28 protein-coding genes are annotated in these 26,636 nt (G+C 63.2%); 14 read left to right on the top strand and 14 right to left on the bottom strand.

Going from position 1 to position 26,636, the window contains the following annotated elements; translation table 11 throughout:
- Positions 1-122 precede the first annotated feature (122 nt).
- The 9 genes from G552_RS0103615 (at position 123) to G552_RS0103575 (ending at position 8,661) form a co-directional block, all read left to right on the top strand.
- Complete coding sequence (locus G552_RS0103615; RefSeq protein ID WP_027881781.1) at positions 123-437, top strand: V-type ATPase subunit subunit G family protein; 315 nt, start codon at positions 123-125, stop codon at positions 435-437.
- Between the two features lie 8 nt (positions 438-445).
- Complete coding sequence (locus G552_RS0103610; RefSeq protein ID WP_084640362.1) at positions 446-2,428, top strand: V-type ATP synthase subunit I; 1,983 nt, start codon at positions 446-448, stop codon at positions 2,426-2,428.
- A gap of 54 nt (positions 2,429-2,482) precedes the next feature.
- Positions 2,483-2,779 carry a F0F1 ATP synthase subunit C gene (locus G552_RS0103605; RefSeq protein WP_084640361.1) on the top strand — a complete coding sequence of 99 codons (297 nt, stop codon included), beginning with the start codon at positions 2,483-2,485 and terminating at the stop codon, positions 2,777-2,779.
- A 22-nt stretch (positions 2,780-2,801) separates the two neighbouring features.
- Positions 2,802-3,368: a V-type ATP synthase subunit E gene (locus G552_RS0103600; protein WP_027881778.1), complete on the top strand. Its 567-nt coding sequence runs from the start codon at positions 2,802-2,804 to the stop codon at positions 3,366-3,368.
- A gap of 58 nt (positions 3,369-3,426) precedes the next feature.
- Entirely contained in the window at positions 3,427-4,413 is a 987-nt protein-coding gene (locus G552_RS0103595; protein ID WP_027881777.1) for a V-type ATPase subunit, read from the top strand.
- Between the two features lie 2 nt (positions 4,414-4,415).
- Positions 4,416-4,730: a V-type ATP synthase subunit F gene (locus G552_RS0103590; RefSeq protein WP_211224804.1), complete on the top strand. Its 315-nt coding sequence runs from the start codon at positions 4,416-4,418 to the stop codon at positions 4,728-4,730.
- A 55-nt stretch (positions 4,731-4,785) separates the two neighbouring features.
- Positions 4,786-6,522, top strand: a complete 1,737-nt coding sequence (locus G552_RS0103585) for a V-type ATP synthase subunit A (RefSeq protein ID WP_027881775.1) — start codon at positions 4,786-4,788, stop codon at positions 6,520-6,522.
- A gap of 10 nt (positions 6,523-6,532) precedes the next feature.
- Positions 6,533-7,933, top strand: coding sequence for a V-type ATP synthase subunit B (locus G552_RS0103580; RefSeq protein ID WP_027881774.1), 1,401 nt, complete (start codon positions 6,533-6,535; stop codon positions 7,931-7,933).
- Positions 7,934-7,995: 62 nt separating this feature from the next.
- On the top strand, positions 7,996-8,661 hold the full coding sequence (locus G552_RS0103575) for a V-type ATP synthase subunit D (RefSeq protein WP_027881773.1): 666 nt from the start codon (positions 7,996-7,998) through the stop codon (positions 8,659-8,661).
- A 53-nt stretch (positions 8,662-8,714) separates the two neighbouring features.
- Here G552_RS0103575 and perR read toward each other — a convergent pair whose 3' ends face one another.
- From perR to G552_RS0103555, 4 genes are all read right to left on the bottom strand, one after another.
- Positions 8,715-9,164, bottom strand: a complete 450-nt coding sequence (gene perR / locus G552_RS14700) for a manganese-dependent transcriptional regulator PerR (protein ID WP_169447868.1) — start codon at positions 9,162-9,164, stop codon at positions 8,715-8,717.
- Positions 9,165-9,249: 85 nt separating this feature from the next.
- Positions 9,250-10,143 carry a hydroxymethylbilane synthase gene (gene hemC / locus G552_RS0103565; protein ID WP_027881772.1) on the bottom strand — a complete coding sequence of 298 codons (894 nt, stop codon included), beginning with the start codon at positions 10,141-10,143 and terminating at the stop codon, positions 9,250-9,252.
- Between the two features lie 44 nt (positions 10,144-10,187).
- Positions 10,188-10,922: an ABC transporter ATP-binding protein gene (locus G552_RS0103560; RefSeq protein WP_027881771.1), complete on the bottom strand. Its 735-nt coding sequence runs from the start codon at positions 10,920-10,922 to the stop codon at positions 10,188-10,190.
- Positions 10,923-10,927: 5 nt separating this feature from the next.
- Positions 10,928-12,244, bottom strand: a complete 1,317-nt coding sequence (locus G552_RS0103555) for a S41 family peptidase (RefSeq protein WP_027881770.1) — start codon at positions 12,242-12,244, stop codon at positions 10,928-10,930.
- Between the two features lie 88 nt (positions 12,245-12,332).
- Between G552_RS0103555 and ftsE the strand changes: the two genes are divergently transcribed.
- The 5 genes from ftsE (at position 12,333) to G552_RS0103530 (ending at position 16,118) form a co-directional block, all read left to right on the top strand.
- Positions 12,333-13,019, top strand: coding sequence for a cell division ATP-binding protein FtsE (gene ftsE, locus G552_RS0103550; protein WP_027881769.1), 687 nt, complete (start codon positions 12,333-12,335; stop codon positions 13,017-13,019).
- A 165-nt stretch (positions 13,020-13,184) separates the two neighbouring features.
- On the top strand, positions 13,185-13,733 hold the full coding sequence (gene hpf / locus G552_RS0103545; RefSeq protein ID WP_027881768.1) for a ribosome hibernation-promoting factor, HPF/YfiA family: 549 nt from the start codon (positions 13,185-13,187) through the stop codon (positions 13,731-13,733).
- A gap of 57 nt (positions 13,734-13,790) precedes the next feature.
- Entirely contained in the window at positions 13,791-14,933 is a 1,143-nt protein-coding gene (gene argJ / locus G552_RS0103540; protein WP_027881767.1) for a bifunctional glutamate N-acetyltransferase/amino-acid acetyltransferase ArgJ, read from the top strand.
- A gap of 53 nt (positions 14,934-14,986) precedes the next feature.
- Complete coding sequence (locus G552_RS0103535; protein ID WP_027881766.1) at positions 14,987-15,448, top strand: hypothetical protein; 462 nt, start codon at positions 14,987-14,989, stop codon at positions 15,446-15,448.
- A 19-nt stretch (positions 15,449-15,467) separates the two neighbouring features.
- Positions 15,468-16,118, top strand: a complete 651-nt coding sequence (locus G552_RS0103530; protein WP_027881765.1) for a hypothetical protein — start codon at positions 15,468-15,470, stop codon at positions 16,116-16,118.
- Here the strand turns inward: G552_RS0103530 and G552_RS0103525 are convergent.
- The 10 genes from G552_RS0103525 to prfA all read right to left on the bottom strand — a co-directional run bounded on the left by G552_RS0103525 (position 16,115) and on the right by prfA (position 26,614).
- Entirely contained in the window at positions 16,115-17,203 is a 1,089-nt protein-coding gene (locus tag G552_RS0103525) for a metal ABC transporter permease (RefSeq protein WP_027881764.1), read from the bottom strand. The two genes, G552_RS0103530 and G552_RS0103525, sit on opposite strands and share 4 nt — an antisense overlap.
- Positions 17,200-18,321 carry an iron chelate uptake ABC transporter family permease subunit gene (locus G552_RS0103520; RefSeq protein ID WP_027881763.1) on the bottom strand — a complete coding sequence of 374 codons (1,122 nt, stop codon included), beginning with the start codon at positions 18,319-18,321 and terminating at the stop codon, positions 17,200-17,202. Before G552_RS0103520 ends, G552_RS0103525 begins: the two co-directional genes overlap by 4 nt.
- 3 nt (positions 18,322-18,324) lie before the next feature.
- Positions 18,325-19,068, bottom strand: a complete 744-nt coding sequence (locus tag G552_RS0103515) for a metal ABC transporter ATP-binding protein (RefSeq protein WP_027881762.1) — start codon at positions 19,066-19,068, stop codon at positions 18,325-18,327.
- The gene (locus tag G552_RS0103510; RefSeq protein WP_027881761.1) at positions 19,065-19,997 is read right to left on the bottom strand and encodes a metal ABC transporter solute-binding protein, Zn/Mn family; all 933 of its coding nucleotides are present in this window, start codon (positions 19,995-19,997) and stop codon (positions 19,065-19,067) included. The genes G552_RS0103515 and G552_RS0103510 overlap by 4 nt, the downstream gene beginning before the upstream one ends.
- Entirely contained in the window at positions 19,981-20,733 is a 753-nt protein-coding gene (mntR, locus tag G552_RS0103505; protein ID WP_051195665.1) for a manganese-dependent transcriptional regulator MntR, read from the bottom strand. Before mntR ends, G552_RS0103510 begins: the two co-directional genes overlap by 17 nt.
- A 302-nt stretch (positions 20,734-21,035) precedes the next feature.
- Positions 21,036-21,989 (bottom strand): UDP-glucuronic acid decarboxylase family protein, encoded by a 954-nt coding sequence (locus G552_RS0103495; protein WP_027881759.1) that lies wholly within the window; start codon positions 21,987-21,989, stop codon positions 21,036-21,038.
- A gap of 8 nt (positions 21,990-21,997) precedes the next feature.
- A complete protein-coding gene (locus G552_RS14695) occupies positions 21,998-23,404 on the bottom strand; it encodes a UDP-glucose dehydrogenase family protein (RefSeq protein ID WP_245575099.1) in 1,407 nt (468 codons plus the stop codon).
- Between the two features lie 162 nt (positions 23,405-23,566).
- The gene (locus G552_RS0103485) at positions 23,567-24,964 is read right to left on the bottom strand and encodes a mannose-1-phosphate guanylyltransferase/mannose-6-phosphate isomerase (RefSeq protein ID WP_036270200.1); all 1,398 of its coding nucleotides are present in this window, start codon (positions 24,962-24,964) and stop codon (positions 23,567-23,569) included.
- 84 nt (positions 24,965-25,048) lie between these two features.
- Positions 25,049-25,516, bottom strand: a complete 468-nt coding sequence (locus G552_RS0103480) for an NUDIX hydrolase (RefSeq protein ID WP_027881757.1) — start codon at positions 25,514-25,516, stop codon at positions 25,049-25,051.
- A gap of 27 nt (positions 25,517-25,543) precedes the next feature.
- Positions 25,544-26,614: a peptide chain release factor 1 gene (prfA, locus tag G552_RS0103475; protein ID WP_027881756.1), complete on the bottom strand. Its 1,071-nt coding sequence runs from the start codon at positions 26,612-26,614 to the stop codon at positions 25,544-25,546.
- Positions 26,615-26,636 lie beyond the last annotated feature (22 nt).

The raw sequence follows: 26,636 nt of genomic DNA, 5'->3' as shown, positions 1-26,636 counted from the left end.
TGTTTCGCGTTGACACGAATCCTGAGAAGTCGCTATGATTCTTGGGGTTCAGTTTGAGCAAGTTTTCACTTGCTCGCTTTTAGGATGTACCAAGGTGTAGCGGCGCCAAGAAAGGAGGGTGTGTGGCAGGATCAGGACTTATCAAAAGCCTTGCTGAGCGCGAGCAGGCCCTAGCCCGGCAGCTCGAGGAGGCCAGGCAGGCTGCTTTGGCCAAGGTCAAAGAAGCCGAGGCCCAGGCGGCGCAGATTCTGGCTGAGGCCGAGCAAGCCGCGCGGGAGATGGAAGCCCTCTTCCGTAGGCAGATTGCCGAGGCTGTGGCACAGATCGAAAGCGAGGCCAAGGCCAAAGCCGAGGCGGAGGCCCAGGCCATCGCGGAGGGGTCGGCGGCCCGGCTAACTGAGGCGGTAGAGGTGGTGTTGCGGGAGGTACTGCCTTGATAGCTCCGATGGAGAAGCTGATTGTGGCCGGCCCCAAGCGGCTGGCCCGGGAGCTTTTGCGGGAGCTGCAGCAGGCCGGAGTAGTGCACATCGACCCTTTGCGCCCCGACGAGTTAGACGAGTACCGCCTTTCACCTTCTGAGGAAGCTGAACTCAGGCGTTGGGAGGCGGTGGTGTCGCAGGCCGAGCAGGCCCTTTTGGTGGCTGGCCTGGCCGTGGCCCCGGGAGAAAAGTTCTTTGAGGGCACTTTGGAGGAGGCCGAGGTTACCCTAAAGCCTGTGGCAACGCGGGCTGAGGTGCTGGGTAAGGAACGGGCTGCCCTCGAGGAGGAAATTCAGACCATCGAACTCTTCGGTAAGGCCGCCGAGCGCCTGGCCGGGCTGGTGCAGGGGTTGGATCAGAGCCCCTGGCTGGCGGTGATTCCCTTCCTGGTGGCCAAGCCCGAGGAGCTCGAGGGGGTGCGCGCCGCCTTGCGGCAAGCCTTGGAAGATCGCTTCGTCCTCGATGCCGAGGCCCTGGATCACCAGGTGGCAGCGGCGGTGGTGGTGCGGCGGAGCGAGCTCGAGGCTGCCCGCTCAGCCCTTTCCCGCCTGGGCTTAGCCGAGCTGCGCTTCCCTGGGGCCTATGGCCAGATGCCTTTGGCCCAGGCCAGCGCCCGTATGAAGGAGCGTGCCCGCCTAGCCCCCGAGGAACTGGTGGGCATTCGGGAGGAGATCGCCCGGCTGGCGCGGGAATCGGAAGGGGTTTTGCGAGCCTTGTGGGCTCGAGGCAAGGACGAGGTGGCCCGCTACCGTACCGCAGCGGATATGGCCGCAGGTAAGTATGGGGTGGCGCTGATGGGCTGGGTGCCACAGAAGGCCAAAGCTCGAGTAGAGGAGGCCCTGAACCGCCTGCGTAACCAGGTGGTCTACACCTTTGAGCCGGTAGATGAGCACCACGAGGGGCACCAGGTGCCCGTTACCCTGGACAACCCGGCTTGGGCCAGGCCCTTTGAACTCATGCACAGCTTCCTCAATACCCCAGCCTACGGGGGGTACGATCCCACCCGGATGATTGCGCTGTTCTTCCCGTTGTTTTTCGGGATTGTGGTGGGCGATATTGGTATTGGGCTGCTGTTCTTGCTGGCCGCGCTTTGGTTGGCAGGGAAGTCCCAGCGGGGTGAGACCCTGCGCATCGACTTCCTGGGGGCTGCTTTTGGCCCGGATGTGCTAGGCAAGCTAGCCACCATCGGTAAGTGGATGGCCGGCTGGGCCATGTTTTGGGGCGTGCTGTACGGGGAGTTTTTTGGTACCTTCCTGGAAAAACTCAAGGTGTTGCCAGGGGGTGGAACCATTTTCTACGACCCCAACCACGGCGGCAGCGGCTTGATCCCCATCCTCATCAACCGTCTGGACTTCGCCCAAACGGCCAACGGGCTGATGGTCTTCGCCATTTTGTTTGGGGTGTTCCAGGTGCTCTACGCCTTCTTCCTGCGCATGCGCCTGGGGCTGGCCCACGGGCATATGAAGCACTTCTGGGAGGGCTTCGGCTATTTTTCGGGCCTGGTGGGCTTGGTGGCCTTTGCCTACAACTTCCTCACCCAGGCCAACCTGCCCCTCCTCAACCTGATCTTCGGGGTGGGCTTGCTCCTCTTCCTGGTGGGGGTGGCCCTGTCGCGCGAGGTGCTGATGATCGCTGAACTGCCGGGCAAGGGCGGGCAGATTCTCAGCTACATCCGTTTGTACGCGGTAGGGGTGGCCGGTGGGGTGCTGGCCAGCCTGGCCAACCAGGTGGGCTTTGGCCTGGCTGAGCGCTTCGGCTTTATCGGGGGGGTGCTGGGCTTTGTGGTGGGCCTTATTCTGATTCTGGCCATCATCGTCATCACCACCCTGGGGCATGTGATCCAGCCCATCCGTCTCTTGTGGATTGAGTTCTCGACCAACTTTGGTTTCTTCGAGGAGAGCGGCCGGCCCTACAAGCCGTTCAAATCGGTTAAGTCGGAAAACGCCTAAGCAAACCGTCCATGATGTGCCAGAGGCACGTGGAACCTTAAAGGAGAAAAACCCATGAAGAACGCAAAGCTGACCAAGACCCTGTTGATCATCGCCATCGTTGTTCTAGCCACTGTGGCCTTTGCCGCCGAGGAGGCCGCAGCGGGTGGGGCTTCCTTTGCCGCTATCGGCAAAGGGTTGGCCATCGGTTTGGGTTTGTTGGGCACGGGTATGGCCCAAAGCGCCATCGGGGCGGCGGCTGTGGGTGCGGTGGCCGAAGACCGCCGCAACTTCGGTACGGCCCTGATCTTCTTCCTGATTCCTGAGACTTTGGCCATCTTCGGTCTGGCCTTCTCCTTCCTCATCAACTAGTTCTGGCTCATAGAGGAGCCCCATGTCGAAACTGGAAGATATTCTGCAAAACGAGGTGGCTGCCGAAATTGCTGCCGTAGCTGCCGAGGCCGAGAGCAAGGCTAGGGCCATTGTGGAAGAGGCTCGGGCCAAAGCCGAGGCCCTCAAGGCCAGCAAGGAGCGGCAGCTCGAGGCCGAGCGCACGGCAGCCCTGCGGCGTGCACAAAGCGCAGCCGAGCTGCTGCTGAGCCAGACCCGGATTGCCGCCAAGGGGCGGGTTATGGAGCAGGTGCGGGCCGAGGCCTTGCGGCGCTTGCAGGCCCTAGCCACCCAGCCCGAGTTTGGCCCTATCCTGCAAAAGCTGGCCGAGGAGGCTCTCCAGGGCATCGGTAAGGCCGAGTCGGTATTGGTCAACCCCGCCCATGCCGCCTTGCTGAGCGACTGGGCCCGGGACAGGGGGCTAGAGCTCAAGACCGATGATGCCATCCGCGATGGGGTACGGCTGGTAGCCGAAGGAGGGCGGGCCTTTGTGCAGAATGCCCTTTCCGAGCGCCTCGAGCGGGCCTGGGATGCGCTTTCGGCCAAGGCGGCTGGGGCCCTTTGGGGCTAAGTACCCTGTGGGGAAGCGCTGCGGCGCTTCCCCAAGGAAGGAACAACGGGAGGGTTAGGTGCTGACACGAAATACCTTTGCCTACCTGAACGCCCGGGTGCGCTCCAGGCGGAGCCAGATGGTTCCAGAGCCTTTTTTCCAGCAGGCCCTAAACCAGTCCTTCGCCGAGTTCGTGCGCATGCTCTCCGAGACGGTCTACGGGGCCGACCTGGTGGGCGATACCCTGGCCGATGTGGATCGGGCGGTGGCCAACCACCTGGCCCGCACGGTGCACGATCTGCCTACCCTGGTCTCGGGGGAGCTGCGCGAGCTGGTGCGCCTGCCCTTGCTGCGGGCCGACCTGGTCAACCTGAAGGCCATTTTGCGCGGCAAGGCCATGGGCAAGACCCCGGAGGAGATCAAGGCGGGCTTGTTGGGCGGAACCTTCAAGGAGCCGCTCTTGAACGCCATGCTCCAAGCCCCCGACGCCGCCAGCCTGGCCCAGCTACTGCAGCTACCGGGGCATCCCCTGGCCAAAGCCTTGCGCCAGGCAGTGGCGGGTAGCCCCGACCTGCTGGCCCTCGAGGTGGCCCTCGACCGCGAGTTCTTTGCCGCCTGCTTCGAGAAAGCCAAGCGCCTGCGCCAGCCTCACGTGGCGGCCTACTTCGCCCTCGAGGTAGACGCCACCAACCTGGCCACGGCCTTCAAGCTGCGGGCTTTGGGGGTGGGGGAGGCTAACCTGGATGGCTACTTTGTGCCTGGGGGCAAGCACCTAAGCCGGGTGGTCTTTGGGCGGATAGCGGCAGGGGACCTGGCGGCCATGGATGCCCTTGGGGGTACCCCTCTGGCTCCTGCGGCCAGCGCGCGTACCCTCGGTGAGCTCGAGCGCGCCCTGCGCCGTATCCTGCTGGATAAAGCTGCTAGCGGGGCCACTGATAGCCTGGGGGGTGGGTTGGTGCTGGACTATATTCAGCGCAAGCTGTGGGAAGCCAGCCGTATCCGCTTACTGGCCCGCCGGGCCTACTTCAATCTGCCTGCGGACGCGGTGGCGAAGGAGGTCGCGTGAAAATCGGTGTTCTGACCGATGGGGAAACCGCCGCTGGCTACCGCATGGCCGGCCTCGAGGCCGTGGTGGCCACCCCCCAGGAGGCCGTGCGTAGGCTTTTGGAGATGATAGAGTCTAACCAGTATGCCCTGGTGGCGGTGGACGAGCGTCTGTTGCCTGATCCCAACAAGGCGGCTGAGCGGGTGATGCGGGGGCGCAGTGCCCCGGTGTTGCTGTCCTTGCCCAACCTGCTCGAGGTCTTTAGTGGAGGGGGCGACCCCAAGGCCTACATGCGCCAGCTGGTACGCCAGACCATTGGCTTCGATATAAAACTGTAAGAAGGAGGGGGCCACCCGCCCCCACCCTTACTGCCAAACCTCCAGAGGAGGAGATGTGGGAACGATCAAAAAGATAGCAGGTCCAGCGGTCATCGCTGAGAACCTTGAAGGCGCCAAGATGTATGACATCGTGCGCGTCGGTCATGAAAAGCTGGTAGGAGAGATCATCCGCCTGGATGGGAATACCTGTTTTATCCAGGTCTATGAGGACACCAACGGGTTGAAGGTGGGCGAGCCGGTGGTGAGCACCGGGCTGCCTTTGGCCCTGGAGCTGGGGCCGGGGCTTCTCAATGGTATCTTCGATGGTATTCTGCGCCCCTTGGATAAGATTATGGCCGCCTCGGGCATCTTTATCTCCCGGGGGATCGAGGTTTCCTCGCTCGACCGCAGCAAGAAGTGGGACTTCACCCCTATGAAGGGGGTAGGGGACGAGGTTTCGGGCGGGGATATTTTGGGCACGGTGCCTGAGTTCAGCTTCACCCACAAAATCCTGGTTCCCCCCGACAAGTCGGGCCGCATCAAGAGCATTGTGGGGCCAGGCCAGTACACCATCGACGATACCATCGCTGAGCTCGAGGACGGTACCAAGCTGCGCCTGGCCCACTACTGGCCGGTGCGCAAACCTCGCCCCTTCCGCAAGAAACTCGACCCCAACGAACCCTTCCTGACCGGGATGCGCATCCTAGATGTGCTTTTCCCGCTGGCGGCGGGGGGTACTGCTGCCATTCCAGGTCCCTTCGGCTCGGGTAAGACCGTAACCCAGCAGTCCATTGCCAAGTTCGGTGATGCCAACATTGTGGTCTACGTAGGTTGCGGCGAGCGTGGCAACGAGATGACCGATGTATTGGTGGAGTTCCCCGAGCTGGAAGACCCCCAGACGGGCCGGCCCTTGATGGAGCGCACCATTCTGGTAGCCAACACCTCCAACATGCCGGTGGCCGCACGTGAGGCCAGCCTCTATACCGGCATTACCCTGGCGGAGTACTTCCGCGACCAGGGCTACAAGGTCTCGCTGATGGCGGACTCCACCAGCCGTTGGGCTGAGGCCCTGCGCGAGATTGCTAGCCGCTTGGAAGAGATGCCCGCCGAAGAGGGCTACCCGCCCTACCTGGCCTCGCGCCTGTCCAGCTTCTACGAGCGGGCGGGCAAGGTGATCACCTTGGCCGGTGAACAGGGGGCGGTCTCGGTGATTGGGGCGGTCTCGCCCGCTGGCGGCGACTTCTCCGAGCCGGTGACCCAGTCTACCCTGCGCATTACCGGTGGCTTCTGGGCGCTGGATGCCCAACTGGCCCGGGCTCGCCACTTCCCGGCCATCAACTGGGCCCGCTCCTACTCGCTCTTCTTGAACATTCTGGAGCCCTGGTACCGCCAGAACGTAGCCCCCGACTACCCTGAGGTACGCACCCAGATCATCACCTTCCTGCAGCGCGAGGCCGAGTTGCAGCAGGTGGTGCAGCTGGTGGGCCCCGATGCCCTGCAAGATGCCGAGCGGCTGGTGCTGGAGATTGGCCGTATCGCTCGCGAAGACTTCCTGCAGCAAAACGGCTTTGACCCGGTAGACGCCTCCTGCTCGATGGCTAAAGCCTACGGCATCATGCAGATGATTATTGCGGCCTACAAGCAGGGCGAGGTGGCCCTTTCCAAAGGGGCCACCATCGCCGACATCCTCTCCGATCCGCTGATCGAGAAGATTGGGCGGGCCCGCTACGTACCGGAGGCCGAGTTCCCCGCTTACAAAGCCGAGTTCGACCAGATGATCAAGACCGCGTTTTTGGGGGCGGTGAAGGCGTAAGGAGGTAGAGATGCTAAAGAAGGAGTACAACGCCGTAACTTACGTCTCGGGGCCGCTGTTGTTCCTGGAAGGGGCCGCTGACCTGGCCTATGGGGCCATCGTAAACATCGACGATGGTACGGGGCGTATCCGCGGCGGCCAGGTGATTGAGGTCTCCGACCAGTACACCGTGCTGCAGGTTTTCGAGGAGACCTCGGGGCTGAACCTCGATAGGACCACGGTTTCGCTGGTCGAGGACGTGGCCCGCCTGGGGGTTTCCAAGGAGATGGTGGGCCGGGTCTTCAACGGCATTGGTCGGCCCATCGACGGCCTGCCTCCGGTGGTGGCCGACAAGCGCCTGCCCATCAACGGGGCGCCCATCAACCCGGTGGCTCGGGAGAAACCCGAGGAGTTCATCCAGACCGGCATCAGCGCCATTGACGTCAACATGACCCTGGTGCGGGGCCAGAAGCTGCCCATCTTCTCGGCCTCAGGTCTGCCCCACAACGAACTGGCGGCTCAGATTGCCCGCCAGGCCAAGGTGCTAGGGGAGGGCGAGGGCTTCGCGGTGGTCTTTGCGGCCATGGGTATTACCCAGCGCGAGGTCTCCTACTTCATGCAGGAGTTCGAACGCACCGGGGCCCTTTCCCGCTCGGTGCTGTTTTTGAACAAGGCCGACGACCCCACCGTGGAACGCCTGCTGACCCCTCGCATGGCCCTCACCGCGGCTGAGTATCTGGCCTTTGAGCACGACTACCACGTGCTGGTCATCCTGACCGACATGACCAACTACTGCGAGGCCCTGCGCGAGATCGGCGGTGCCCGTGAGGAGATTCCAGGACGGCGGGGCTACCCCGGTTACATGTACACCGACCTGGCCTCGATTTACGAGCGGGCTGGGGTGGTGCACGGCAAGAAGGGGTCGGTGACCCAGATCCCCATCCTCTCGATGCCTGGTGACGATATTACCCACCCCATCCCCGACCTCACCGGCTACATCACCGAAGGGCAAATTTTCATCGCCCGCGACCTGGCGCAGCAGGGTATCTTCCCGCCCATCAACGTTCAGCCCTCGCTTTCCCGCTTGATGAACAACGGTATCGGCAAGGGCAAGACCCGCGCCGACCATAAGGAGCTGGCCGACCAGCTCTTCAGCGCCTACGCCCGTGGGGTGAACCTGCGCCGGCTGGTGGCCATCACCGGTGAGGATGCCTTGACCGAGATGGACAAGAAGTACCTGCGCTTTGCCGCCAACTTCGAGCAGAAGTTCATCAACCAGGGCCAGAAGGAGCGCTCCATCGAGGAGAGCCTGAACATTGGGTGGGCTCTCCTGGCCGACTTCCCCGCTTCCGAGCTCAAGCGCATTCGGCGCGAGTACATCGAGCAGTACCACCAGAAGACGGGCAAGTTGGAGGAGTTGGTGGGGGCGTAGGGATGGTGCAGGCCGAAGGCCAGGGCCCTTAGTCTTCGGCACGCACCCTACTGGAGGTGCCAATGGCTGAACCTGTTTCACCGACCCGTTCCACCCTGCTGGCCAAGCGCGATCAGAAGCGCCTGGCCCTGCAGGGGGTGGAGCTTTTGAAAAACAAGCGGGACGCCTTGATCGGGGAGTTTTTTGCCCTGGTGCAAGACTCCTTGAAGGCCAGGGAGGCCCTCAACAACGCGGCCAAGGACGCCTACTTTAGCCTGCTGATTGCCAAAGCCTTCGATAGCCCCGAGGCGGTGGAGTCGCTCTCTGGAACCCCCCTCGAGGTGAGCCTGGAGGTACAGAGCCTCTATGGGGTCAAGGTGCCCCGTATTGTAGCCCCTGAGGGCAGCGGGGCGCTTTCCTTTAGCCCCATCGGGGTGGGAGCCAAGACCCTCGAGGCCGCGGCGGCCTTCCGCCGGCTGGCTGAGGCCATCGTGGCGGTGGCCAACACTGAGAACCGTTTGCGCAAAATCGGCGAGGAGATCAAGAAGACCAACCGCCGGGTGAACGCCCTGGAGCAGATTTCCATCCCCGAAATCAACGAGCAGATCAAGTTCATCACCGATACCCTCGACCAGCGGGCTCTGGAAGAGGTTACCACCCTTAAGCGCATCAAAGCCGCTATCCTGCGCCGTGAGGCGGAGGAGACCGGGGAGGTCTCGGCCCACATCGAAAAGGGGGCCGGGCTGTAGCCACGGCCCTGCACGGGCATCCCCTGTGAGGGGATGCCCGTGCGCATTTTTGCTCAGATGTGAGGGGTTTGACTAACCGACGGCTCGGTATTACGGGAAGGCGGGTTGCCTGGGTGTTTTTCCCGGCAGCGGGGGCAGAGGCCTTGGTACTCCACCTGGACCCGTTCGATGCTCAGCTCGGGGTACTTGGCCCTGACCTCGCTCACCAGGTCGGGTAAGGGGTGCACGATGTCGAAGTACTCGTGGCAGTGGCGGCAGAGCATGTGCAGGTGCCCGTCCAGGTTGGCCTCGTAGCGCAGGGCCTCGCCGGGGCGGGAAAGGGGCAGCAAGTAGCCTTCTTCAACCAGAACCTCCAGGGTACGGTAGACCGTGCCCAGACTGATGCGGGGTACCCGCTTGCGCACCTCGGCGTAAACCCAGGCCGCGTCGGGATGGTAGCCCTTGGCCTGGCGAACCACCTCGAGGACAGCCTTACGCTGCTTGGTCAGACGCTTCATTCCCATAGACCTGGGGCGGCTGCTGAGCTTCCCCTGCCTAAGTCTAAAGGCGTAGGGCCAGGACAATCGTGAGCCAGGCAGCCTCTCGAGGCTACCGGGCCGATACCGCCCCCAAAAGCTCCCTTCCCCCTTCGGCCAGCAGGTCTTGGGCTAGCTCAAGGCCCAGCTCAGCGGCCTCCTCCGCATCCCCTTCTATCTCAGCCCGGATCAGCTCGCGGCCATCGGGTGAGCTGATGAGCCCATGCAGCACCAGGGTGTCGTCGCCCTCGAGGGTGGCCAAAGCGGCAGCGGGGCACTCATCGCCTGCATCCAGGGCCCGCAGGAAGGCCCGTTCCGCCGTCACCCGGACGAAAGAGGGGCGGTGATTGAGGCTGTAGGCCAGCTCTTCGGCCCAGTCGTCGCCCCGGCGCACCTCTAGGCCCAAGGCCCCCTGGCCCGGCGCTGGCAGCATCACCTCGGGATCGATGAGCTGATCGATGCGGTTGCGCAGGTCGAGCCGCAGTAGGCTGGCCGCACCCATGATGACCGCGTCGAACTCACCAGTGCCGATGGCGCTTAGGCGGTCATCCACGTCGCCCTCGAGGGGGCAGGGGTTCAGGTCGGGGCGGTAAGCCAGAAGCTGGGCCTTGCGCCGCAGGCTGTTCACCCCGACCATAGCCCCTTTGGGTAGGTCTTCTAGGCGCTTGCTGCTACGGCCTACTAGGGCCTCGCGGGGCTCGACCCGCTTGGGAACAGCGACCAGATGGATTCCGGGTACCTCCTGGGTGGGGAGGTATTTCAAAGAGTAGACGGCAATGTCGATCTGCCGTTGGCTCAGCGCTTCCCGCAGGGCCTCGGCAGCACTTTGTTCAGAGGCATGTTTAGCCTGTATGGTGCGTATTTTGAACTCGGTTTCCGGCCAGTTTTCCTTTAGGCGCTCCACCACCCAGCGGGTCTGGGCTTGGGCCAGCAGACTTGCCCTGGCACCAATCACAATAACGCGCATAACCCCAGTATATTAACGGGAAAACCCTCGGGAAGGAATACAACTCAAGCGGGCAGAGGCTGGGCTTCTTCTGTGAGGCGTAGGAAGAACTCCTCTAGGTCGCTGCTGCCGTGCTGGCGCAAAAGCTCCTGGGGCTTGCCTAAGGCCAGCAAGCGCCCTTGGTGCACCAGGGCCACCCGGTCGGCCACCTGCTCGGCTAGGTGGAGCTGGTGGGTGGCGTAGAGCACGGCCCGCCCGTTTTTGGAGTAGTCCCGCAGCAGGTCTTTGACCAGCCTCGAGGCATGCGGATCGAGGCCCACCATGGGCTCGTCCAGGATGAGGGCTGGGGGGCTGTGCAGCAGGCTTAGGGCCAGGGAGAGTTTTTGCCGCATGCCGTGGGAGTAGGTTTCAATCAGGGAAGAGGCAAAGCGCTCCAGGCGAAAGCGCACCAACAGTTCTTCGATACGGGCCTCGGCCTGTGCGCGGGGCAGCCGGTAGACCCCCGCGGCAAAGCGCAGAAGCTCGAGGCCGGTGAGCTTACCGTAGAGATAGGGCCGGTCGGGCACGTAGCCGAACTGGGCCTTGGCCCGCACCGGTTCCTTCCACACGTCTATCCCGCCCACCAAGGCCCGGCCCCGGCTGGGCCGCAGCAGCCCGACCAGGGCCTTGATGGTGGTGCTTTTGCCAGCCCCATTAGGGCCCAAAAGGGCCAGGGTCTCGCCTGGGGCTATCTCCAGGCTGAGGCCCTCTAAGGCCACAAACCCACCATAGCGCTTGCTGAGGTCCTCGAGACGGATCATCCTGTCTAGCGAAGCTCTTCCAGCGCCCGGCGCAGAATGGCGTCTTTGTTCAGATCCACCTCAGCCTGGCCGCGTTCGGCGGGCAGGTTGACCGCAGGGCGGGGCTGGCTAAAGCTGAACTTACCCTGGGCGTCGGCTTTGGTGGTGAAGGTCTGACCGCCAATGCTTAGGGTTACGGTCTCACCCGGCTTAGCCCCGGCCCCCTCAAAGGAGACCGGCACCTCGAAGCGGGTGTCTTTGACCTCGAGGTCGGGCTTGATACCCTGCTTGTGCACACTGCGCCGCTTGGGGGTCAGCCACTCGAAGGTGACCAGGGTCAGGTCGCCCCCATTGGCCAGGCTAACCACGTTCTGGCCTACCCCCTTACCGAAGGAGGTCTCGCCGATGACCTTGGCCCGCCCGGTGTCCTGCATGGCCCCGGCCACAATCTCCGAGGCCGAGGCGGAGTTGCCGTTGATCAGAACCACCATAGGCCCGCTCCAGACCACCTGGCCGGTGGCCTCGCAGTAGAGCCGGGTCTCGTTCCGGGTGCGCACATAGACGATGGGCCCCTCGCGGATAAAGGCCCGGGCCACCTGGCAGCCTTGGTCTAGCAGGCCGCCACCGTTGTCGCGTAGGTCGAAGATGAGCTTTTGCACCCCTCGCTGCTTCATCTCGTTCAAAGCAGCGTTCAGCTGCTCGATGACCCGTACATTGCCAAAGGTCTCGAGGGCCACATAGCCCACGTTGCCGGGCAGGATGGTTTTGGAGACCGAGATGATCTCCACCCGTTGACGGATCATCTCAAAGCGCAGAATGGCGTTGGTGCCCTCGCGGCGGATGCCGATGACCACCTTGGTGTCGCGCGGGCCACGGATTTTGGCCACAATCTCGTTGATGTCCAGCTTGGTGACGTCTTCGTTGTCCACTTCGACGATGACGTCCCCCACACGAATACCGGCGTTGAAGGCCGGCAGCCCCCGGATCACCCCCTGTACCCGGGCACCCCCCCCGTTTTCGTTGGGGGAAAGGGTGGCCCCAATGCCGAAGAACTCCCCTTGAATATCCTGGTTGCGCAGGTTGGCCCGCTGGGGCGGGGCGTAGCTAGTAAACTCGTCGTCCAGCGCGCCCAGCATGCCCCGGATGCCCCCTTCCAATACCCGGTTGAGCTGGTTTGGCTCGAGGCGGTTGAGGTACTGGTTTTGCAGTAGCTGGTAGGTCTGCATTAGGGCCTGTCCGTAGGGATTGCGGCCGAAGGCCTCGGCACCGCCCCCAGCCAGTTGGGCGTAGACCAGGGCAGCCAGAAGGCCGCCCACCACGATTAGCCAAGCTCTGCGCTTCATGGTTTCGTTCACCTAACTTGTAGTGTAGCCGGAATGAATGAGAAGGGAGTGTTCGTTGGGGGACAAAGCCCTTGTAGTATGAAGGGCGATGATTCACTTCCACCGGGTAACCCTGGAGTACCCCCGTACCCGGACCAAGGCCCTCTTCGACCTGAGCTTGGAGATTAGGAAAGGGGAGTTTGTTTTTCTGGTGGGCCAGTCTGGTGCGGGCAAATCGAGCCTGCTCAACCTGATTCTGAAACGCCTCGAGCCCACCTCAGGGGCGGTTTATTTTGCTGGGGAAAACCTCAGGGCTCTGCGAGGGGATCGCATTGCTTGGCACCGCCGCCGGATTGGGGTGGTCTTCCAGGATCATCGGCTGCTCAAAGAGATGACCGTAGAGGAAAATCTGCGCTTTGTGTTGCGGGTCTGGGGAGTGGCTCAGGGTGAGTGGGAGGCCCGCATCACCCGGGTGCTGCGGCAGGTGGGCTTGGCGCACAAGAAGCGGGTCTACCCCGAGGAACTCTCGGTGGGCGAGGCCCAGCGGGTGGCTATTGCTCGGGCCTTGGTGGGCGAGCCTCCGGTGCTTCTGGCCGATGAGCCCACGGGCAACCTTGACCCAGCGAATGCCTTGTCGGTGCTGGAAATTTTCAAAGCCGCCCATGCCCGGGGGACCACCGTGCTCATGGCTACCCACGCCCGCGACTTGGTGGAAGCCTACCCGCAGCGGGTGGTGCTGCTCAAGGCAGGGCAGCTCGTCCGCGACGAGCGGGAGGGCCGCTACAGCCTGGACTAGGCCTAGGGCGGACATCTATCCCTTGGGCGGAGGTGGTAGGATTGAGCTACCAGGCGGTGGGGTTCTTTGAAAGCCAGCAAAGCTCCTGGGTCGGCTGGGGCTATACATAGCCTTTACTCCCAGACCCGCCTGGTCTGCCGACCCGGGCCAATTCGGAGGGCAAGTATGAACGTCTATAAGCTGGTTGGTCGTCAAATCGAGATCACCGAGGCCCTCAAGAACTACCTGAATAAAAAGATGGCCCGTTTGGATCGCCACTTTGAGGGCAACGCGGAAGCCCGGGTGGTTCTCTCGATGGCCCAGGGGCCGCGGATCGAGCGCAGGGCCAAGGCCGAGATTCAGGTTAACGTGCCAGGGGGTATGGTACGGGTGGAGGAGGCCGACGCCGATATGTATGCGGCCATTGACCGCTCCATCGACCGCCTCGAGTACCAACTCAAGCGCTATAAAGAGCGCCACTTCCGGCGCAACCGCCAGGCTCTCCCAGAACCAGCGGTAGGGGCTGAGCCAGAGGGGCTGGAGGAGGAAAGCACCCCCCAGATCGTGCGCACCAAGCGCTTTGCCATGAAGCCCATGACCCCCGAGGACGCGGCCTTTGAAATGGAGGCCTTAGGGCACGACTTCTTTGTCTTCCGCAACGCGCAAACCGACCAGATCAACGTGATTTACCGCCGCCGCGACGGCAATTATGGCCTGATAGAACCCACCCCTTGAGTGGGCTTGGGTTCGGGCTGGCTTTTCCTCTGCCGGCCTGGGCCCTATGCTTTTCCTATGCGACTGCCCATTGGTTTTCGTGCAGGTGCAACCCGGGCGGGTATCAAGCCTTCGGGCAAACCCGACCTGGCCCTTCTGGTCTCAGGAACCCCGTGCAACTGGGCTTTTGTAGGTACCCTCAACCGGGCTGCCGCGCCCTGTGTGGCGCGAGGCCGCGCCCTACTGGCGGGCGGAGGGCCCCTGCAGGCGGTGGTGGTCAACGCAGGCAACGCCAACTGCGCCACTGGCCCAGAAGGCCTCGAGGCCGACCGCAGGATGGCCACTTTAGCGGCGGCCCGGCTAAACCTGGGGCCTGATGTGGTTCTCACCGGTTCGACCGGGGTGATCGGCCAGGCCTTGCCGGTGGAAAAAATCGCAGCAGCCCTGCCCCAGATTCATCTGGGCCCAGAGGCCGACCCCTTCATGGAAGCCATCATGACCACCGACCTAGTACCCAAGATGGCCGAGGCCACCCTCTCCAGCGGGGCAAGGGTGGTGGGGGTGTGCAAGGGTAGCGGGATGATTCAGCCCAACATGGCCACCATGCTGGCCTATGTGGTTACCGATGCAGCGGTTGCGCAGGAGGAGCTGCGGCGGGGCTGGGGAGGAGTGGTGGAGCGTAGCTTCAACCAGGTTACGGTGGACACCGACACCTCTACCAACGACATGGCTGTCATCCTGGCCAATGGGGCAGCGGGGCCAGTAGACCTGGCTGAGTTCTGGCAGGCGGTAGAGCAGGTTTGCGTGGCTTTGGCCCGCAAGTTGGCCCGCGATGGCGAGGGGGCTACCAAGCTTCTCACGGTGAAGGTTACCGGTGCTTTAAACGATGCCGAGGCCCGCAAAGCCGCCCTCTCGGTGGCGGCCAGCCCTTTGTGGAAAAGCGCCCTGTACGGTAACGACCCCAACTGGGGGCGCATTATGATGGCCTTGGGCAAGGCGGGGGTGGCCCTCGAGGTCGACCGGGTGCGCATTGTTCTTCAGGGGATTCCCCTCTACGCGGGCCGGGCGCTGGACTTCGACCGGGCCCAGGCCAGCCAGGCCATGCGGGCCGAGGAGGTGCTGGTCGAGGCCGACTTAGGGCTGGGCCAGGGCCAGGGCATGGCCTGGGGCTGCGATCTTACCGAGGAGTACGTGCGGATCAACGCACTTTACACCACATAAATAAGGCAAAAATCGTGCGGGCATGTTAGACTGGGCTTGGAGGTGAGAAAAAAATGAAACGTATCGCCCCCTTGATCGTGTTGTTTGCGTTGCTGTTTGGCTCTCTTGGCAAAGCCCAGTCGGATGGTTTTGGCATCTACTCGGGCTTCCCCACCTGGATCGGTGTGCAGTACCAGGTCAGCAACTTCCGCCTGGGTGCCGGTCTGGCCTTTGCCGGGCTGGGCGGAGGGGTAGACTACATGTTTCTCGAGCAGGCTATTCCCGCTGCGCCGGGCTTTGACCTGAGCTGGTATGCCGGGGCGGGGGCCTCGGCAGGTTTTTGGACGGTCTTGGGTAACAGTGGCATCTATCTCTTCCCTCACGGCCTTGCGGGTATCGAATATGCTTTCCCCGGTCAGCCCTTTAGCCTATATGGTGAGCTTCAGGTGGGCTTTGGTATTGCTCTGGGCTCGCTTTCCGGGGTCATTGGGGGTATCGACTTCAACGCTCGAGCTGGCTTAATTTTCAGGCCCTAAATCCTGCTAGGATGAAGGGGTGCGCTTTGCACCCCTTCTTTTATTACTTCTGCTGGTGGGCTGCACGCGGCCTGGGGATACCCAGCCGCCCCTGATTGGCATTACCCAGCCCAAAAGCGGGGTGCTCTCCCAGCGTTCGTTGCAGGTGCAGGGGTATGCCCTCGATGATGTAGGGATCCAAAGTGTGAAGGTGGAGGGCAAGGAGCTGCTTCCCGAGCCCGAGCGAGGGCAGCGGCTGGTGCGCTTTAGCTTTCGCGTCCAGGCTCCGCAGTCGGGGCAGGTGGAGATCAGGGTAGAAGCCACCGATACCAGCGGCCAGACCCGCACCGTGCGCCTGCCAATGGTGCTGGATGCCCGCCCGCCGCAGATTGTCATCGAGCGGGCTGAGCGGGTGGTGACGGTGGTGCAACCGGCCCGCAAACGCACCCTGCCCGACGGCAGTGAGGAAGAAATCCCGGCCCGCACCGAGTCCACCCTGCAAATCTCCGGACGGGTGCTAGACGATACCGGGGTGGATCGGGTTACCCTGCAGTACAACCGCACCTTCACCCCCTTGTCGCTGCCCAAGGGCAAGGAGGTTAGTTTTTACGTTGAGCTGCCGGTGCGCCAGGTGACCCTGATTGCGGTGGACGCCGCAGGCAACCGGACCAGCGTGGATGTGCGCCGCTAGGGCACCGACGGCCCCTGGCCCAGAGCCCGCCCCCTCGAGGTCGGCCAGAGGCCCTCGCGCCGGGCCTCGAGCCACCCCGCTTGCAGGGCTTTTTCCCTGGCCTGCCGCAGGAAGCGGGGGTGCCAGCCAAACTCTGCCATAATCTCCTGCTCCGAAACCGGCTGGGGGTGGTGGGCCAGGTGGGCCACCAGCAGCCGGGCGGCCACCTCGAGGCGCTGCCGCCGCCGGCGCAGGCGGGTGGTCAGGAAGCCCTCCAGGGGCGAGAAAAGAAAGGCCAGAGCAAAGCAGACCCCGGCCACCGTGGCCATCATGCCGGCGATGGAGGCATCCAGCCAGATGGCCAGCGCGTACCCCCCCAGGCTGGCCACCACCCCCACCCCCACGGCCAGCAGCAGCATGGTGGGCAGGCGCCGGGTGAGCAGGTAGGCGGTGGCCGGGGGAATGATCAGGAAGGCCACGATCAGAATGGCCCCCACCGACTGGAAAGCCCCCACCGCGGTGAAGGAGACCAGGGCCATCAGGGCGTAGTGCAGCACGCCGGGGGCAAAGCCCAAAGAGGCGGCCAGGCCGGCATCGAAGGTCGAGAGCTTGAGTTCTTTGTAAAAAAGCAGCACGAAAAGCAGGTTCAGCAGGGTCAGCAAGCCCATCACCAGCCACGACTCGGGCAACTCTAGGCCCCAGAGCCACAGGGTGTTGAGGGGGGCGTAGGCTATCTCGCCGTAGAGCACGGCGTCGAGGTCCAGGTGCACCTGACGGAAGTAGAGCGAGACGGCCAGCACCCCCAGGCTGAAAAGCGCCGGGAACACGATGCCAATGGCGGCGTCGTTTTTAACCCGGCCCGTGCGGGTGAGCCACTCCACCAGGCTGACCGTGACCAAGCCTGCTGCTGCGGCCCCCAACAAGGCCGGCAGGGTGGCCCGTGCCCCGCCCGAAAGCCAGTAGGCCAGCACGATGCCCGGCAGCACCGCGTGGGATATGGCATCACAGAGCAGGGCCATGCGGCGCAGCACCAGAAAGGTGCCTACCAGGGCCGAGGCGCTAGAGACCAGAATGGCGGTTGTGACGATGACCAGATCGGGGTTCATGGCGAGGGAAAAACGCTGGGTTGGCTGCGCAGGGCCATTTGCAGCTCCAGGGCCTTCTGCTGGCCTGCGGGGGTAAGCCGGTAGCCCTGGGGGCCGGGCCGCACCCAGCCCTGGGCCTCGAGGGCCTCGAGGTGCCGGGTGGCTGCAGCCAGGCTTTCGCGGCGGTGCTGGGCCAGGGCCTGGGGGGTGAGTGGGCCGTGCTGGAGCAAGGCCAAAGCATCCAGCAACAGGCGCTCGAGGTGCACGCGCTTGCGGTTTTGCCGGGTGCGGGCCCAGTCCCATACCAGGCCCCGCTGGGGGGCAAAAAACAGTGAGACCAGCAGAATGGCGCTCACCGCGAGTACCACCAGAGGGCCGGTGGGCAGGTTCTCCCGGCTGGCCGAGATTAAGGCCCCGCTCACCCCGGCCAGCGCGCCAAACAAGGCCGAGAGGGCCAGCATCACCCCCAGCCGGTCGGTCCACTGACGGGCGGCCGCGGCAGGGGCAATCAGCATGGCCGCCATCAGCACCACCCCCACGGTTTGCAGCCCCACCATCACTGCCAGCACCACCAGCGAGGTCAGGAGAGTGCCCAGGCCGCGCACCGGCAGGCCCAGGCTCTGGGCATACCCGGGGTCGAAGGTAGTCAGCTTGAACTCCTTGTAGAAAAGCCCCAGCAAAGCCAGGGCCATCCCGGCCAGCAGGGCAAAATTGGCCACGTCTGCTGCCACGATGGTCGCGGCCTGGCCGAAGATGTATTGATCTAACCCGGCCTGGTTGGCGTTGTCCCGTTGCTGGATAAAGGTCAGCAGGGCGATGCCAAAGCCAAAAAAGCTGCTCAGCATAACCCCTAAAGCGGAGTCCTCCGGCAGCCGGGTGTGGCGCAGTACCGCCAGCGCCAGCCAAGCGGCCAGCCAGCCTGCCAGCCCCCCGCCTACCAGCAACACCAGCGGCGCTTTGGCCCCGGTGAGCAAAAAGGCCAAGCAGATGCCCGGCAGCGCTGCATGGGCCAGCACGTCGCCCAGCAGGCTCTGGCGGCGCAGCATGGCAAAGGTGCCCAGGGCCCCGCCCACCACGCCCAGCAAGGCCGAGCCCAAGGCCACGTTGCGCAGGGTGTAGTCGGTGAAGAGCTCGAGCACGCCCTACCCTCCTGTCCGGGCCTTTGCGCCGTAGGTTCGCCGCAGGTTTTCACTGGTAAAGGTTTCCTCCATGGGCCCGCTGGCGATGACCTGCACATTGAGCAGGGTCAGGTGGTCAAAGTACTCGCGCACCGTCTCGAGGTCGTGGTGCACCACCACCACGGTTTTTCCCTGGCTTTTTAGCCCGTGCAGCACCTGCAAAATGGCCTCCTCGGTTACGGCATCCACCCCAGCGAAGGGCTCGTCCATAAAGTACAGGTCGGCGTTCTGGGCCAGTGCCCGGGCCAGGAAGACCCGCTGTTGCTGCCCGCCGGAGAGCTGGGCAATCTGCCGGTGGGCCAGGTCTTGCAGCGAGACCTGTTCCAAGCAGTGCATGGCCGCCTCGCGCTCGCGCTTGCCGGGCCGGCGGAACCAGCCAAGCTGGCCGTACAGCCCCATCATCACCACGTCCAGTACGCTGGTGGGAAAGTCCCAGTCCACCGTGTTGCGCTGGGGAACGTAGCCGATGCGGGCTCGAGCCTCGCGCAGGCTCTGGCCGAAGAACCAGACCTGGCCCGAGGCCCTGGGCACTAGGCCCAGCACGGCCTTGAGCAGGGTAGACTTGCCCGCTCCGTTGGGGCCCACAATGGCAGAGAGCTGGCCGGGGGGTATGGCCAGGTCCACGTCCCAAAGCACCGGTTGTTCTCGGTAGACCACGGTGAGGTCGCGCACCTCCAGGGGCAGAGTGGCGGTTTGGGTCAGGGTCATAGCGCTCCTCCCAAAAGCCCAGCCACGATGGTGCGGGTGTTGTGCTCCATCATGCCCACGTAGGTTCCCTCGGGGGTGCCGGGGTTGCCCGCCGAGTCGGAAAAGAGCGCCCCCCCCACCGCCACCGTCCAGCCCCGGGCCCGCACCGCCGCCACCACCGCCTCGATGGCCCGCCGGGGTACGCTGGACTCCACAAAGATGGCCCGAATCCTGCGCTGGATGATGAAATCGGCCAGTTGCTGGATGTCGCGGGTGCCGGCCTCGCTCAGGGTAGAGATGCCCTGTAGCCCGCGCACCTCGAGGCCATAGCGCCGCCCGAAGTAGGCAAAAGCATCGTGGGAGGTAATCAGCACCCGCTGCCCGGGGGGAATCCGGGCGATTTGCTGCTGGATGAAGCGGTCGAGCTGCAGGAGCCGCTGGCGGAAAGCCTCGGCGTTGGCCCGGTAGAGGCTGGCCCCGGCCGGGTCCACCCGGGAAAGGGCCTCCTGCACGAGGGGTATGGTGAGCTGCCAGAGGCTGGGGTCGTGCCAGATGTGGGGGTCGTACTCACTGGGGCCAACCGGGATCAGGCGCTCGCGCGGAATGGCCTCGCTGAGGGCGATGGCTTTGGGCAGGCGCTCCAGCAGCTCCACCATCTTGCCTTCCAGGTGAAGGCCTCCGTAAAAGACCAGGTGGGCCTGCAACAGCTTGCGCACATCGCCCGCCGAGGCCTTGTAGAGGTGGGGGTCCACCCCGGCGGCCATCAGGCCCTCCACCCGCACCCGCGCGCCCCCTATCTGGCGCACCAGGTCGGTGATGAAATTAACTGTGGTGACCACCCGGACGGGGCCCTGGCCCACGGGCTCTAGCTGGGCGATTTTGTCGGCAGCCTGGGCCTGGGCGGGTAGGGCCAGCAGTAGTAGCAGGGCAAGTCTAGGCAGGGTTCGCATGGTTTTCCTCCTCGAGGTGTATCCACAGCACCTGGGCCAGGCTAGCAGGCAACAGGTAGCGCTCTTTCCCTACCCGGATGCGGCTGCCCTCAGCGGCGTGCTCGAGCAGCTCTACCCGGGCGCCGGGTTTGAGGCCCAGATGGGCGAAGAGGTTAAGCGAGTCCTGGTCCTGGGTAGCCACCCGGGCCACCCTACCCGTGGACCCGGGTTCGAGGCCGACCAGGCGGCGGTTGGGGAGGCTCTGGGGTAACTCGAGGGTCGCGCTGGGAATGGCGTCGCCGTGGGGGTCGTGGGAAGGGTGGCCCAGCCACTGGGCAATGCGGGCTTCGAAGGCCTCGGAGATATGGTGCTCGAGTTTTTCTGCCTCACTGTGCACCTCTTCCCAGCCGTAGCCCAAAGCCTGGTGCAGGTAGGCCTCGATCAGCCGGTGGTGCCGCAGCACCTCGAGGGCAACCCTATGGCCAGCCTGGGTTAGCCGCACTCCCCGGTAAGCCTCGTACTCCACCAGGCCCAGCTCGGCGAGCTTCTTGAGCATTCCCGTCACTGAGGCAGGCCGGACCTGCATGCGTTCGGCCAGGGCCTGGGTAGAGACGGTGGTGGTGTCCTCGAGCCGGTCGGTGCCACGTCCCTCGCTACCTAGGAGCAGTACCTGCTTGAGGTAATCCTCCTGGGCCTCGGAGAGAGGGGGACGCTGATTGGCGGCCAACCGGTCAGCAGCATATTTTAGGCTACCCATAACAAAATCCACTATAAGTTTAGCCTAAACTAAAAAATGGGTCAAGCCAAACCAGACCCCGATTGGGCCACCGGTTGCTGAAGGCGGTCTACCCCTCGCGCCGTAGGGCAAAGCGCCAGGCGGTTTCGACGATCTGGTCGATATCCAAATACTGGGCTTTCCAGGCCAAAATCTGGTGGGCCTTGCTAGGGTCAGCTACCAAGGCGGGGGGGTCTCCAGCCCGGCGAGGGGCTTCCCAGCTTTCTTCAGGCTTTTAGCGCTGTGACTGCCGATATAGCCTGCACCGCCCACAACCAGCACATTCATGACGATACCTCGGGTGATGTGTATAACAGCTCCCTAAAGTAGGCGATGGTACGGGCTAGCCCCTCGCGTACCGGTACACGGGGTTCCCAACCCAGCAGGGTTTTGGCCCGGGTGATGTCCGGACGGCGCTGGCGGGGATCGTCCTGGGGGAGGGGTTGGTGGACAAAGGGCAGGCGGGAACCCACCAGCTCCTGCACAAGTTGGGCCAGCTCGAGCATGGTGTACTCCTCGGGGTTGCCTAGGTTAACGGGTTGGTGGTACTCCACTTCCATCAAGCGGCGGATACCCTCGATAAGGTCGTCGACGTACTGAAAGCTACGGGTCTGGCACCCATCGCCAAAGATGGTGAGGGGTTGGCCTTTCAGGGCCTGCACAATGAAATTGGTCACCACCCGCCCGTCCTGAGGGTCCATGCGGGGGCCATAGGTGTTGAAGATGCGAATGATCCGGGTAGAGACCCCTCGGGCCTGCTGGTAGGCCGTGGTGAGGGTTTCGGCGTAACGCTTGGCTTCGTCGTAGATAGCGCGTGGCCCCACTGGATTGACGTTACCCCAGTAGCCCTCAGGCTGGGGGTGCACCAGTGGGTCACCGTAGACCTCCGAGGTGGAGGCTAGGAAGAAACGGGCTCCTTTAGCCACAGCCAGGTCCAACAGATGGCGGGTGCCCTCTGCGTTGACTAAGAGGGTTTCTAAGGGCAGTTTTAGGTAACGCGGGGGAGAGGCGGGTGAGGCAAAGTGCATTACCCAGTCAAGAGGCCCGGCAATATCCAGCGGTCTAGAGGCATCGGCTTCAAGAAAGTGAAACCGAGGCCATTCGGATAAGAGCTCTATGTTTCGCCTTTGGCCGCTGCTGAAGTTGTCTACCCCGATGATCTCGTGCCCCTCGAGGAGGAGCCGCTCAGCCAGGTGACTACCCAAAAAACCTGCCGCACCGGTGATGAGGATGCGCATAAGACCCCTTAACCTTCAGCTGTGACCAGCTGAGGATTGCTGCCGGTACCCACCCCTACATGCTGGAAACCAGCTTTGATCAGGCGCTTTTTATCCAGGAAGTTGCGCCCATCTACCACCAGGGGGTTTTTCATGAGCTGGGCCAGGCTTTCCCAGTCTAGCTCACGGTAGATGGCCCAGTCGGTGACCAGCACCAACGCGTCGGCTTCCTCGGCCAGCTCCAGCACGCTTTGATAGTATTCAACTGCTAGGTCGGGGTTCTGCTGTTTGGCTTTCTCCAGGGCTACTGGGTCGTGCACCCTTACCCGCACCCCATGCCGCAGCAGGCGCTCAGCTAGGTCGAGGGCGGGTGAGTCGCGCAGGTCGTCGGTGTTGGGCTTGAAGGTCAGGCCCAGAAGACCGATGGTGCGCCCCTTGAGGATCTTCAACTCGCGCTGGAGCTTTTCGATGATGCGCTCTCGTTGGCGGTAGTTGACCTCGCGAGCCGCCTCTACGATGGGCATGGAGAGGCCGTACTCCTTGGCAGTGGCGATTAGCGCGGCGGTGTCCTTGCCAAAGCAGCTCCCTCCCCAGCCGATACCCGCTTGGAGAAAGCGGGGGCCGATGCGGCTATCCAGGCCGATGCCACGGGCAATCTGGGTGATGTCGGCTCCGACCCGCTCGGCCAGGTTGGCAATCTCGTTGATGAAGCTGATTTTAACCGAGAGAAAAGCGTTGGCTGCGTATTTTATCAGCTCGGCTGAGGCTAGGTCGGCAGAGATCAATGGTACGGCCTTCATGGTGTTGGGGCGGGGCTGGAAGGCAGGCTCGATAAAGCTTTGCTCGAGGATAGGGCGGTAGAGGTTGTACAGCACCTCGAGGGCCTCGGTGCGCTCAGCCCCCACCACGATGCGATCCGGGTAGAGCGAGTCGTAAATGGCAGAGCCTTCCCGCAAAAACTCGGGATTGGAGGCCACGGCGAAGGTGCCCTTGGCCCGCTTGCCGTGCCGGGCTTCGTAGGCAGCCTGCACCAGCGACTCCACCCAGTTGCCTGAGCCGATGGGCACGGTCGACTTGTTGACGATTACGGTAAACTTTTCGCTCAGGTGTTGTCCAATGCCTTCGGCCGCGGCCTGCACGTAACGCAGGTCAGGGCTACCGTCGGCGGTGGGTGGGGTACCCACCGCAATGTAGATCACGTTGGCTTCGGGAACAGCCTCAGCGTAAGTGTCGGTAAAGCGTAGGCGTTCGCGCGCCAGGTGCATCAACTCCTCTAGGTTTGGCTCGTAGATGGGGGCCTTGCCTGCACGCAGCAGGGCTAGCTTTTGCGGGTCTACGTCTACACAAGTGACCTGGTGGCCCACATAGGCCAGGGTGACCCCGGTGGTAATGCCCACATATCCTGTACCAATGACCGCAACCTTCATAGCTTTCATGCCCACCTCGCTACATCTTCATGCCTACAAAATGCTATCTGGCTACCTAGTTTACGAACGATTGTTCTGGTTTCCGCTAACAAACGTCACGGCCCCTCGAGGCCCGAGGCTTCTAGAGGCACTTTTTACGCCATAGCGTTACGCCCTGTAAACCAGGAAGCTTTATACCAGGCTATCCAGCCGTTCTACATCCTCTTCCCCTAGGTACTCCCCGGTTTGCACCTCGATCAAAACCAGCTCCAGAAGGCCGGGGTTGACGATCTGATGGGCAACCCCGGCCAGAGCGCTAGCCGACTCGTTGGGGCGGAGAAACCGGGCTTGGCCCTCCAGCCAGACCTGGGCGGTGCCCCGCAGCACGGTCCAGTGTTCGCTGCGGTGGTGGTGTCGGTGGTTGGAAAGGGCCTGGCCGGGTCGGACCACCACCCGCCGGATTTTGAACCCGCTGGTCTCTTCCAGGGTTACGTAGCTGCCCCAGGGCCGCTGGATGATGGGGTGGCGCTGCACGGTGTTGTGCTTGGCCTGGCTGAGTTGCTCTACCACCCTCCTTACCTCCTGCACCTTGTCGCGCCGGGCCACCAAGAGGGCATCCCGGGTGTCCACGATTACCAGGTCGCTGACGCCGATGACCGCCACCAATCGGTCTTCGCTTTGCACAAAGGTATCGGTGGTCTCGAGCAGCACCGCCTCCCCTAGCACCCGGTTGCCCTGGGCGTCGGGGGGCACCAGCTCGGCGGCGGCGTCCCAGGAGCCTAGGTCGCTCCAGCCTAGGTCAGCCGGCACCACCGCTACCCGCTGGGCTTTTTCCATAATTGCGTAGTCTACCGACTCGGCGGGCACCTGCTTGAACAGGGTTGGATTCAAATAGACCACCGAACCCTTCTCGCTGTTTTGCCAGCAGGCCAGGGCGTTTTGATACATCTGGGGTTGAAGTGTTTGCAGAGCCTCTAAATAGGCTCCAGCCTGGAAGCAGAAAATACCGGCGTTCCAGTAATAGCGCCCAGTTTGTAGGTAGCCTTCAGCGGTAGATCGGTCGGGTTTTTCCACGAAGCGGGCCACCTGGTAGCCCCCGCAGGGCAAGGGGGGGCCTTGCTCGATATAGCCAAACCCGGTGGCCGGGTAGGTGGGTTGTATACCAAAGGTGACCAAGTAACCTTCCTGGGCGATGGGCAGAGCCTGGCCAACGGCCTGGATGAAGGCTGCTTCGTGCTGGATCAGGTGATCTGCGGAGAGCACCAGCATGGGCTCGAGGGGGTCTTGCTCGGCGACCCATAAGGCGGCCATGGCAATGGCCGGGGCGGTGTTGCGGCGCATTGGCTCCAAGATGAAGGCGGTGGGCACCTCAGGCAGGCCCAAGGTTTGGTACTCGTGGACGGTACTGAAGTAGTATTCCTGGCCGGTTACGGTGAGCACCTGCCGGGCTTTTGTCCCCACTGCCCGCAGATAGGTTTTCTGCAGCAGGCTTTGCCCGTCGGGTAGTTTCATGAAAGGCTTAGGGTACTGCTCCCGCGAGACCGGCCACAGCCGGGTACCTGCCCCTCCCGAAAGGATGACGGCAACCATGCTTCACCTCAATGGGTGGGTTCCATTCAAAACCCGCCTTGAAGCATACTGCACGCACCCCTACTCGAGCGTGGTTATCTGGCCTCAAACCCTGGTTCCCTCACTGCCCCAGCTCGAGTAGGCGTAAAAACGGCCCCGTTCACCGCGCAGGTAGTCCATGAGTGGTTCCAGGAGAGGGCGGTGTTCGTCCAGCTTAACGGCCACCTCCTCTAGGGTGAAAAAGCGGGCCTCTACGATGTGCCCATCGGGGTCTTTAGGGTTGAGCAGCCCCTCGTAGTCGGCGCGGAAAGCCAAGGCCAGGGTGCGCTCGCTTTTGCGCAGGTCTTCGATCTGCACCACGTAGGCCAAGTGCTGGATGGCCTTGATGCGCAGCCCGGTCTCTTCCCGCACTTCCCGATAAATGGCCGCGGGAACGGTCTCACCCGCCTCGACCATACCCCCAGGCAGGGTGTAGCGTACCCGGCCTCGCCGGCTCCAGTCGTTGGCCACCAGCAAGACCCGCCCTTGTCTGTCCACCAGGATGGCTGCAGCCACCAATAGTTCACGTCGCAATCCGTGCATCGAGTCCGCCTTTCTTCCCTAAGCGGACTGGGAGGAAAGGGCCTCGAGCTGGCGTTCCTGGTCAGCCTTGCGCAAAGCCTCGTGCAGCTTGGATAAATCGCCAGCCAGCACCCCTTCCAGGTCGTGGGTGGTGAAGCCGATGCGGTGGTCGGTCACGCGGGACTGGGGAAAGTTGTAGGTGCGGATTTTCTCTGAGCGCTCTCCTGCGCCGATCTGGGCCAGGCGGTTTTCCCGGCGGCGGGCCGCCTCCTCCGCCCGCTTCATCTCCAAAAGGCGGGTGCGCAGGATGGAAAGGGCCTTTTCCTTGTTCTTGATCTGGCTGCGCGACTCCATGCAGGAGACGATCAGGCCGGTGGGCTTGTGCAAGACCTGTACCGCCGAGTCGGTGGTGTTGACCCCCTGCCCACCGGGGCCCGAGGCCCTCGAGACCGTTATTTCCAGATCGGCAGGATCGATTTGCACATCCACTTCCTCGGCCTCAGGCATTACCGCGATGGTGGCGGTGGAGGTGTGGATGCGGCCCTGGGTCTCGGTGGCGGGCACCCGTTGTACCCGGTGTACCCCGGCCTCGTACTTCAAAAAACCATAGGCTCCGGGCCCGGTTACTTCGAAGACCACCTTCGAGACCCCACCCAGATCGGTATAGGCGGTGTCCAACAGGTTGGTTCTGTAGCCGTGGGTCTGGGCGTACTTGATCAGCATGTCGCGCAGCTCGGCGGCGAACAAGGCGGCCTCTTCTCCACCGGTGCCGGCGCGGATTTCCACAATAGCGTTCTTCTCGTCCAGGGGGTCTTTGGGCAAAAGCAGTCGTTCTAGTTCGGCCTCGAGGTCGCGAATGCGGGGTTCCAACACCTCTATATCGGCCCGGGCCATCTCGCCCAACTCGGGGTCGGACAAAAGTTCCCGGGCTTCTTCCCGGTGGGCTAGGGCCTCTTTGTACCGGCGGATGGTCTCGATCAGGTGGCCCATCTCGGCATAGCGCTTGCTCACGCGCTGGTATTCCGATGGATTGGTGAGTACCGCCGGGTCGGCCAGCTGCCGCTCGAGCGTCTGGTACTCGGCTTCTAGCGATTCAAGCTTCTCCAGCATAAGCGGTCACTATCTAACAGGA

Source organism: Meiothermus rufus DSM 22234 (assembly GCF_000423425.1).
Taxonomy (GTDB): domain Bacteria; phylum Deinococcota; class Deinococci; order Deinococcales; family Thermaceae; genus Meiothermus; species Meiothermus rufus.
Note: the sequence above shows the minus strand (reverse complement) of the source record. Positions and strands in the feature narration are given on the sequence as shown.